At 61.6% G+C, this 9,457-nt stretch carries 3 protein-coding genes; all 3 read right to left on the reverse strand.

Features of this window, described 5'->3' with window-relative positions; all coding sequences use genetic code 11:
• Positions 1 to 128: 128 nt before the first annotated feature.
• From recD to recC, 3 genes are read right to left on the reverse strand one after another with little or no spacing between them, the layout of a single operon-like run.
• The gene (gene recD / locus TK42_RS20055; RefSeq protein WP_103734937.1) at positions 129 to 2,207 is read right to left on the reverse strand and encodes an exodeoxyribonuclease V subunit alpha; all 2,079 of its coding nucleotides are present in this window, start codon (positions 2,205 to 2,207) and stop codon (positions 129 to 131) included.
• Entirely contained in the window at positions 2,204 to 5,875 is a 3,672-nt protein-coding gene (gene recB / locus TK42_RS20060; RefSeq protein ID WP_103734942.1) for an exodeoxyribonuclease V subunit beta, read from the reverse strand. The genes recD and recB overlap by 4 nt, the downstream gene beginning before the upstream one ends.
• Positions 5,872 to 9,324, reverse strand: coding sequence for an exodeoxyribonuclease V subunit gamma (recC, locus tag TK42_RS20065; RefSeq protein WP_103734938.1), 3,453 nt, complete (start codon positions 9,322 to 9,324; stop codon positions 5,872 to 5,874). The genes recB and recC overlap by 4 nt, the downstream gene beginning before the upstream one ends.
• Positions 9,325 to 9,457 lie beyond the last annotated feature (133 nt).

Raw genomic sequence — 9,457 nt, forward strand, 5'->3', positions numbered from 1 at the left:
CACTTCTCTCAGGTATTTTCCAGGGTGATGCCGCAACGATAGCACAGCGGCGGGAAACCCCATGCCGGACGGCTGACACGAGGCCTACTATTTTTTCAGAAAAATCAGACATCTGAATCAGAAATATTTCATGACCTATCAGTCAGTTTTTCAGGCACGGCGTCCAACTCCAGCATCAACCCGCTCAAACGCTTGACCTTGCGCCGTACCGCCTCCTCAAACACCCCACCGCGGGGCTCGATCAAGCTGAACCAGCGCTTGGCGCGGGTAATACCGGTATAGATCAACTCCTTGGTCAACACCGGGTTCAAAGCGTCCGGAAGGATCAGCGCCGTATGGGTGAACTCCGAGCCCTGGGATTTGTGCACGGTCATCGCATACACGGTTTCAACATCATTCAAGCGGCTGGGCAGCACAAAACGTACGCCGCCCTGGCCATCGTTACGTGGGAAGGCCACCCGCAGCACGTGGGAGCCGCCCTCGTTTTCGGGCAATTTCAACGCGATACCGATGTCGCCGTTCATCAGGCCCAGGCCGTAATCGTTACGGGTCATCAGTACCGGACGACCTTCGTACCACTGCTCGTCGCCTTCGATCAGGCGTACTTTGCGCAGGGCCGCGGTGATGCGCTGATTCAACCCTTCAACGCCCCAAGGGCCTTTGCGCACCGCGCAGAGCAGTTGGAACGCATCGAAGGCTTGCAGCAACTGTTGCGCCCAATGCGTCCAGGCCGCGTCATCACGTGGCGTATCCAAGGGTGGACGTGCCGATTGCAGCAGATTCAGGTAGTAGCGATAGCCTTGGGCGCCGTCGCCCTGGCCGTCCAGCACCAGGCGCTCAAGGGCATAGTCATGCTCGCCCTTGAGGCTGACGCAAAACAGGTCGTCATGACGACCTGCGGCCAACAGCTGACGTGCCTGTTCGGCATTTTGCTGGTTGACCCAGCGCGCCAGCTGGCCGATGCCGCTGCCTTCGCCGAAACGACGTGAATAGCGCAGCATCACCACCTGCTGGGCCAGGGGATGGCTACCGTCGAGGTCTTCTTGCAGGCCGCTGGCACTGAGGTCTTCGCCGCTGACGGCTTGCAGCCATTGCCGAGTGTGCGGGCTGTACCAGCCGTCTTCGGCATCACGACACAAATCACCGAGTACCGCACCCGCTTCCACCGACGCCAATTGGTCCTTGTCGCCCAGCAATACCAGACGCGCATGGGATGGCAAGGCGTCGAGCAGGTTGGCCATCATTTCCAGGTCGATCATCGAGGCTTCATCCACCACCAGCACGTCCAACGGCAATGGATTACCGAGGTGATGCCGGAAGTGGCGAGTACCGGGACGACTGCCCAGCAGGCGGTGAACCGTGGTGACCTGCGTCGGGATTTTTTCCCGCACGCTGTCGGGCACTGTCAGCGACAGCACTTGCTGGCTGATGGATTCGGTCAGGCGCGCAGCGGCTTTACCGGTGGGCGCGGCCAGGCGAATGCGCAACGGGCTGCCGGACTCCACGGCGGGCGCCTGCAGCAACGCAAGCAGGCGCACTACGGTGGTGGTCTTGCCGGTGCCGGGGCCGCCGGTGACGATACTGAATGCGCCGCGGGTAGCCAGCGCACAGGCAAGTTTTTGCCAATCAATCACCCCATCCGGCGCCGGTTGGTCGAACAGGCGGTTGAGGCGTTGTGGCAAATCGGCAGCTGCGGGCTCCACGCTCGCGAGGCGCAGGCGCAGGGCGCGATCGATACGTCGCTCGTAGGTCCAGTAGCGGCGCAGGTACAGGCGTTTGCCGGACAACACCAATGGCCGGCTCTGGGCCACGTCGCTGCCATCGACCGCCAGCGCGACCAGTGGGCTGCCCGCCAGGGCATGGCACCAATGGGCACCGTCCAGGCCGTGCAGCAACTGCGACGGCAGCAGCATGGCGCCGGTGTGCAGGTCGCCTTCGGGCGGCAAAGACAGGGCGAAGTCCGGCGTCTTGAGGGTTTCGAACAGGTCCAGGCAGACGTGGCCATGGCCCAGTTGATGGCTGGTCAACGCGGCCGCCAGCAGCACCAAGGGATCGGCCTGGGTATCAAGCTCGTGCAGGAAGCCGACGAAGGCTTTGTCCAGGGCCCGCAACCAGCCACGCTCGACCCAACGCTCAAGCAACTGCACCAGGTCAGTGGCGTGACTCAGCGGTGCCAGCTCCTCCAGCGGTAACGGCGACAGGCTCATAGCAACACTCCTTGTTCCCAGACGGGCTCGACCTTGGGCGCAATTGGCTTGCCCTGGAACAACAGGTCCAGGCTTTCGATCAGCTCACGGGGCGGCCGGGTGAAATACGCCCCCTGGCTCACCGACTGGGTGCCACGCAGGAACAGGTACAAGGCGCCGCCGACGTGCTGGTCGTAGTCATAATCGGGCAGGCGTGCCTTGAGCTGGCGATGCAGGGCCAGCAGGTAAAGTACGTATTGCAGGTCGTACCGATGCTCAAGGATCGACTGCTCCATGGCTTGCTGGGTGTAGGCCGAATCGTCGGGGCCGAGCCAGTTGGATTTGTAGTCCGCCACGTAGTAGCGCCCCTCGTGTTCGAACGTCAGGTCGATAAACCCCTTGAACATGCCGTTGAGCAGCACCGGCTCCGCGGCCACACGGGAAACGCCGCCGTGGGTGTGCCGGCACACCAGCTTGTCGAGGGCGAGCACATCGACTGTGTGACTGGCGAACCAGAACTCCATTTCAATCTGGTACTGCTCAAGACCGCTGAGGGTCACGTGGTCGTTGTACAGCGGCAACGGCGTTTGCAACAGATGCCCCAGCCAGCCGCTGAGGGTGACGATCCAGCCTTCCCAATTGCGGCGGTTACAGCGTGCGCCCACGGCCTTTTCAATGGCCTCGGGCGTCACGTTGAAACCCTCTTCACCGGCCCACTCCAACAAGCCGTGGAGGAAGGTGCCTGGATTAGGCCCGCGTGGGAAACGGTGAATATCACCGCCGGACGCCACCACTTCCCGTGGTGCATCGGGGTCGAGGCGTTCGTCATCGAACAGCTTCTGGGCCTGCGGGCTTTCCGGCGCTTCGAGGCTGGCGGCGCTCATGCTGTCGCCAATGCGCAAAGCACTGTAGGAGGCAATCCACCAGTTTTCCGCAGCCTTGCGTTTGGGCAGCAACGGCGCAAGCAACGTCGCTTCATTGCGCGGCGGGTGAAACAGGATGTCCTGGATATCCGGCACAAGGCCATAACGGATGGCCGGGCAACCTTCCTGTAAATCCAGCAACCAGCGCGCCAGGCCGGTGGACTCGCCCAACGACGTCCCGCCCCCCAGCAAATACCCCAATGCCGACAGGTGCAAGACCGAGCTGCTGTTATTGCCGCGCTTGAGGTCGGCAATGCCCAGCCAGCACGCGTGTTTGGCGCGGGTCAAGGCCACGTAGAACAAACGCAGGTCTTCGGCCAGGCGCTCGTCATCGGCTTGGGCGATCAGCTCGGCCGTTGGCCGCAGGCTCACTTGGGACTTGCCGTGTTCATCGTGGTAATGCAGCGGCAAGCGACTGCCATCCACCGGTTTGGCCGAGCAGATGAAGGGCAAGAACACCAGGTCGTATTCCAGGCCCTTGGATTTGTGGATGGTCACCACCTTGACCAGTTGCTCATCGCTTTCCAGACGCAGGATCTGTTCTTCACCGGCCTGGCCCGACAGTGCCAGGTGTTCGGCCAAGTGGCGGATCAACGCCTGTTCACCATCGAGTTCCGACGCGGCTTGTTGCAGCAACTCACTGAGGTGCAACAGGTTGGTCAGCACGCGCTCGCCATCACTGCGGGCGATAAGGGTTTGAGGCAGCTTGAAGTCGTGGAGCAGGCGACGCAGCATCGGCAGCACGCCTTGGGTGCGCCAGATTGCGCGGTAGCCACGGAACTGCATCACGCGCGATTCCCACGCCAATTCGTCCTGGTTCAGACGCTCCAGTTCCGCCAGGGACAGGTTCAAGGTGACGCAGGCCAGGGCGGCGCGCAGCGGGCGCTCGACATCCGGCTCGGCGCAGGCCTTGAGCCAGGCCAGCAGGTCGTGAGCTTCCTGGGCGGCGAAAACCGAGTCCTTATCCGACAGGTACACACTGCGCACGCCACGGCTGGCCAACTCAGCGCGCACGGCCTGGGCTTCCTTGCCGTCGCGTACGAGGATGGCGATGTCTGACTGCAATACGCCCTTGAGGCTGCCCTCTTTTACAAAACCTGCTGTGCCTTGCTGCCCACCATTGAGCAACGCGACGATCTGTGTGGCGCAGGCCGCAGCCAAGTGCTGACGGTAAACCGCGGTGGAAATCGGCTGGTCGGTAGGCAGGTGCCACAGGTTCATGGCCGGCAACGGTTGGCCGTCAACCTGCAGGTGCTCGCTGCGGCCCTGGGACAGCACCGGGTGAAACGGCACCGGGTTCTCGCCGTTGGGCTCGCGGAACAGGAACGCACCACGGCCGGTTTCCGCACGCTGGAACACGTGGTTCACCGCTTCGACCATCGCATGGCTGGAGCGGAAGTTGGTGCCCAGGGTGTGATGGCGGCCGGTGGTGGACTGCCGGGCGCGCAGGTAGGTGTAGATGTCGGCACCGCGAAAGGCGTAGATCGCCTGCTTCGGGTCGCCGATCAAGAACAGGCCACTGTCCAGGTGGTTTTCGTCGATGCGGTAGATGCTGTCGAAGATGCTGTATTGCACCGGGTCGGTGTCTTGAAATTCATCAATCAGCGCCACCGGGAATTGCTCACGGATCACACTGGCCAGGCGCTCGCCACCGTCTGCCTGAAGGGCCGCGTTGAGGCGGATCAGCATGTCGTCGAAGCCCATTTCAGCGCGGCGACGTTTCTCTTCTTCGAAGCGTTTACCCACCCAGCCAGCCGCATGTTGCAATACCGCGGCGTCGGGCGTTGGCAATGCATCGAGGCTGGCTTTGAGGCCGGCCATCGCCTCGATCCCCGAGTGCTGCGGCGGTTCGCCCTTCCAGGCTTCGGCCATGCCCTCGGGCGTCAGGCGCGTGAAGCCGGTACCGATGTCCAATTGCTCCAGGGTTTCATCGGCGGCCCAGGCACTGATCTTTTCGAACCAGGGTTCGAAGTAGCGCGCTTGCATCTTGCGCCCATCGACCGTTTTGGCGGCGACGGCTTGCAGGCAGATATCGCGCAGCTCGGCCGCCCATTGTTGCCAGGGTGCCTTGAGGGTCGTCAGCGCGGCGCGACGCTCTTGCAAACAAGCGTTGATCAGTTCGGCCGGCTCGCGACTTTCGTCGGTGGGCCGCTCGCTGCCGAACAGCGCACGCACCCTTGGCATCAGCGCCGCGGGGCCGCCCCAATTGTTGCGCACCCAGTTGAGCGCATCGTCGTGCATCGGGTAGCAGAACAATCGCCAGTAATCGCGCAGCACTTCGCCCAGCAGGTCGCTATGGTCAGTTTCCAGGGTCTGGGTGAACAGGCTGCCACTGTCGAACGCATGTTCACGCAACATGCGCTGGCACCAGCTGTGGATAGTCGAGACGGCGGCTTCATCCATCCATTGCGCGGCGATGTCCAGGCGGTTGGCGCAGGCCGGCCATTGCTGCGGAGCGTACTGCTCGCGCAGGTCGGCGATCAACGCATCGGGCTGTTCGATTTCGTCGCGAAAGAAGCGCGCAGCTTCGGCCAGGCGGATGCGGATGCGTTCACGCAGCTCCTTGGTGGCCGCATCGGTGAACGTGACGACGAGAATTTGCGGCGGCAGCAGTTCGCGGCCGAAGCCTGACTCATCACCACCATGGCCGAGCACCAGGCGCAGGTATAACGCGGAGATGGTGAAGGTCTTGCCAGTGCCGGCACTGGCTTCAATCAACTGGCTGCCTTTAAGCGGGAATGCCAGGGCCAAGGGTTTGCCGATCATGCGCTGGCCTCCGCGCTGGAAAGCGATCGCCATGGTGCGTTGATGAGCGGGCGATACAGGGTTTCGCACCAGCCTTCGAATTCCTCACTGGCGACCAACGCCGCGTAGTCGGGAAATTGCCGCGTGAGAGCAGGCGTTTCGCGGCGTTCGCCGTCAGTGGTGATGCCATCGCCTTCGTAAGCTTTGCTGGCCGCGGCTTGGGCCTTGGCGGGGTCAGTTTGGCCGAGCCAGGCGAAAGCGGTTTTTACTGCAACGGGCAGCGGTGTGCTCATACCGGTTTGCCAAGCCAGCAGCAGGTTGCCGAGGATTTCCTGGGCAGTAGGTTTATCCAACGGCTCGAGCAGCAAGGTGTCGTCACTTGCTACCAGGCCGGTACTCAATGGCAGGCCACAGGCGCAGGCCACCACATGGTTGACCCAAGGGCGGATCAAGCGATGCCACTTGCGTGTCTTGATCGAGCCAATGCTATTGGGGATGGTGGTAACGCTTAACAGGCCGCCATCACTGCGGCGATGCAAGCCGCTGATCCAGCCTTCCAACTGAATGCCTCGATACTCAAAACTGATAGGTTCAACGCCGGTATGTGGGGTCGGCCACAGCGCCAGAAGCTGTTGATAGCGCTGCACCAGGTCAGGCAACGGCTCGATCAACTCCTTACGCAGGCACTCACCGAAACCGACCATCGGCAACAGGCCACTGCCCTGCAAACGCAGGGCTTGGGCGTTGAGGGCCTGGTCGAGGTGATCGGGGTGGGTCAGTGCAGCATTTAGCAGACTGTCGCTGAGGCTATAGCGCTGCAGTGCGTCGAGGACGAAGGGTTCTTCGTCAGCCAGAGGCACTTCTGCGGCTTCGAAGAATACTTTCAGACGCTGGCTGAAGAAATGTTTGACTGGGTTGCGCAAGAAGTCCTGCAACTGACCGAGGCTCAGGGGTTCTTCCTGTTGATGCTGCAGCAATACATTCGCTGGGGGCATGACATCCCGCGCTTCATGCAGCAATTGCCATTCGCGGGCGTAGCTGAACAGTGGATCGCCTTCATGGAAGTAGCGGGCGCTGAAGGGTTGGAGCGGGTGTTCCTGGGTCATTGCGTCGATCAGCGGCTTATCGCTGCCGGCGTGCTGCCAGCCGCTGGCGAGGTGGTCGCGCAACTGGCCGATCAATACCGAGGCAGGGCGATCGCTGTTATCGCGGATGCTGCGGCCAACCCAACTGATATAGAGCTGGTCGCGGGCCGAGAGCAGCGCTTCGAGCAGTAAGTAGCGGTCGTCTTCGCGGCGCGAACGGTCACCGGGACGGTAGTCGCTGCCCATCAGGTCGAAGTCCAGCGGCGGTTGTGCTCGTGGGTAGTCGCCGTCGTTCATGCCGAGCAGGCAGACCAGCTTGAACGGGATCGCACGCATGGGCATCAGGGTACAAAAATTGACAGCTCCGGCGAGAAAGCGCTGGGACAAGCGACCCTGATCTAATCCGGCCAGCCATGCCTCACGGACGACCGTAAGGGGTAACTCGTCCTGTAAGCCAACGGATTCGCAGGTTTCCAGCCAGGTCTCTCTCAGTTGCTCAAGCTGGCCCAAGAGGTAGTCATCGTGCTCGCTGCTGGGCAGGAAGAACAGCTGCATCAAGCGTTGCAATCGCTCGCCCCACACCCTGGGAGCAGCCGGTTGTGATAACGCCTGATGGGCATCATTCAAGGCATCGAGCAGGGCGACCAGCGGGCCGATCAATGCCGCATCGAGGCCGCCGATTTCGTCGTAGGGCTCAATACCTTCACAGGCCATGCCAGTGCCGACTGCATAGCCCAGCAACATACGGCGCAGGCCGAATCGCCAGCTGTTTTGTTCCAGATCTGTGGGTAGACCCAAACCGACACGTTGTTCGGCGTTCAGCCCCCAGCGGATACCGGCGCCTTCGATCCAGCGATGCAGGGTGGGCAGGTCGCGCTCTTTGATAGCAAAACGCTCACGCAGGGCGGGAACGTCGAGCAGGTCGAGGATTTCACTGACGGGGAAACGACTGTCGGGAAGCTTGAGCAGATGTTCGACGGCGATCAGTAGAGGATCGCGGCCGCGTTGGCCTTGGTCTGTCAGGGTATAGGGGATGAAGCGTGGGTCATTTCGCTCAAGCTGGCCGAAGACCGCGCGGATGTGCGGCGCGTAGCTGTCGACGTCGGGAACCATGACGATGATGTCCCGAGGGCGCAACGTTGGATCGGCGCTGAAGCGTTGGAGCAATTGGTCGTGGAGGATTTCCACTTCGCGCTGGGCGCTGTGGGCGATGTGGAACCGGATGGACGTATCATGCTCCAGATCAACAGCGGGCCACAGTTCGCGGGTTTCATTCAGCGGGCGCAGTTCGAGGATATCGTCCTGCAGCTGGTTGAGCAGCGTGGTGGGTTCGCTGTCGCTGAACAGATCGATGCGCCCATCGCGAAATGCGGCGCGGTAGCTGTTGGGGTCATCGTAGCTGTCCAACAAACTGATGTAATCACGGCCCTGCTTGCCCCAGGCTGCCAGTAGCGGATGGGCGTGCTGGTGCAAGGTTTGGGGATCGATAGTGACCGGCATACCGGCTTTGCGCGCCTGGCGCTTGTATTCATTACGCAGTAAATCCTTGTCGGCGACGATGTCGGACCAATGATGGCGGCAAGGGTTATGTACACAGAGCAGGACCTGGCTGAAACGGGCCAGGCCAGCGAGGGCTTCCAGTGCTTGGGCCGGCAGTGATGAAATGCCGAATACAATCACCCGGGAAGGCAAGCCGGGGGGCGCTTGCTCAAGGCTGTTGATGCGCTCGATGAAGCGCTGGTGAACGCCGGCTCGGCTTTCAGCCATGCCCTCCTCTCCTACATCCAGCAGCAGCGCACGCCATAACTCGGCTTGCCAGCAGTTGGCAGGGTTGAGGGGCTTGGATTCGCCTCGACCATTGCGCAGTTGGTGCCGACCTGCGGCCCAGTCTTCCAGCCAATCAGCGCGGTAGACCTGGTATTGGTCGAACAAATCGGCCAGGCGCTCGGCAAGTTGGTAGCGTTTACGCAGGTCGGTGTCTTGAGTCAGGAAGCGCTGTAGGGGCTCAAAATGCGGCTGGCCAATCAGTTCGGGTAACAGGCGCATAAGACGCCAGGTCAGCGGGGCTTTATCGAGCAGGGACTTGGGTGGAATTTCATCACGGCCCAGGACCATGCGGTAGAGCTGCCACATAAAGCTGCCAGGCAGTTGCACGTCGATTGCTGCGGCAATGCCGCAGCCGCCCATATCATCTTCTTGCGGATCTTCAGCCAAGGCCAGCTTGAGCCATTGGGCGATGCCGTTGCTTTGTACCAACGCGATTTCGTTTTCCAAAGGCGCCAGTGGATAACGGCGCATCCAGCTGACCACCAGGCTGCGCAGTTCGTCCAGGCGGTTGCCGTGAACCACCATGAATCCAGGGCTGAGGGACGTCGCGTCCGGCATAACGGCTTCCTTGGGAAAAGCAAAATCGAGGGGTGGACTTTAGCACTGTGGTGCATGGGGCGGACACAGCCTGACAGCCGTGCGCGGATAGAGTGGACACTTTTCGACCGCCCAAAACAAAACCCCTGTTTGC

The sequence above is a fragment of the Pseudomonas sp. GZJR-8 genome (genome assembly GCF_002916705.1).
GTDB classification, from domain to species: domain Bacteria; phylum Pseudomonadota; class Gammaproteobacteria; order Pseudomonadales; family Pseudomonadaceae; genus Aquipseudomonas; species Aquipseudomonas synxantha_A.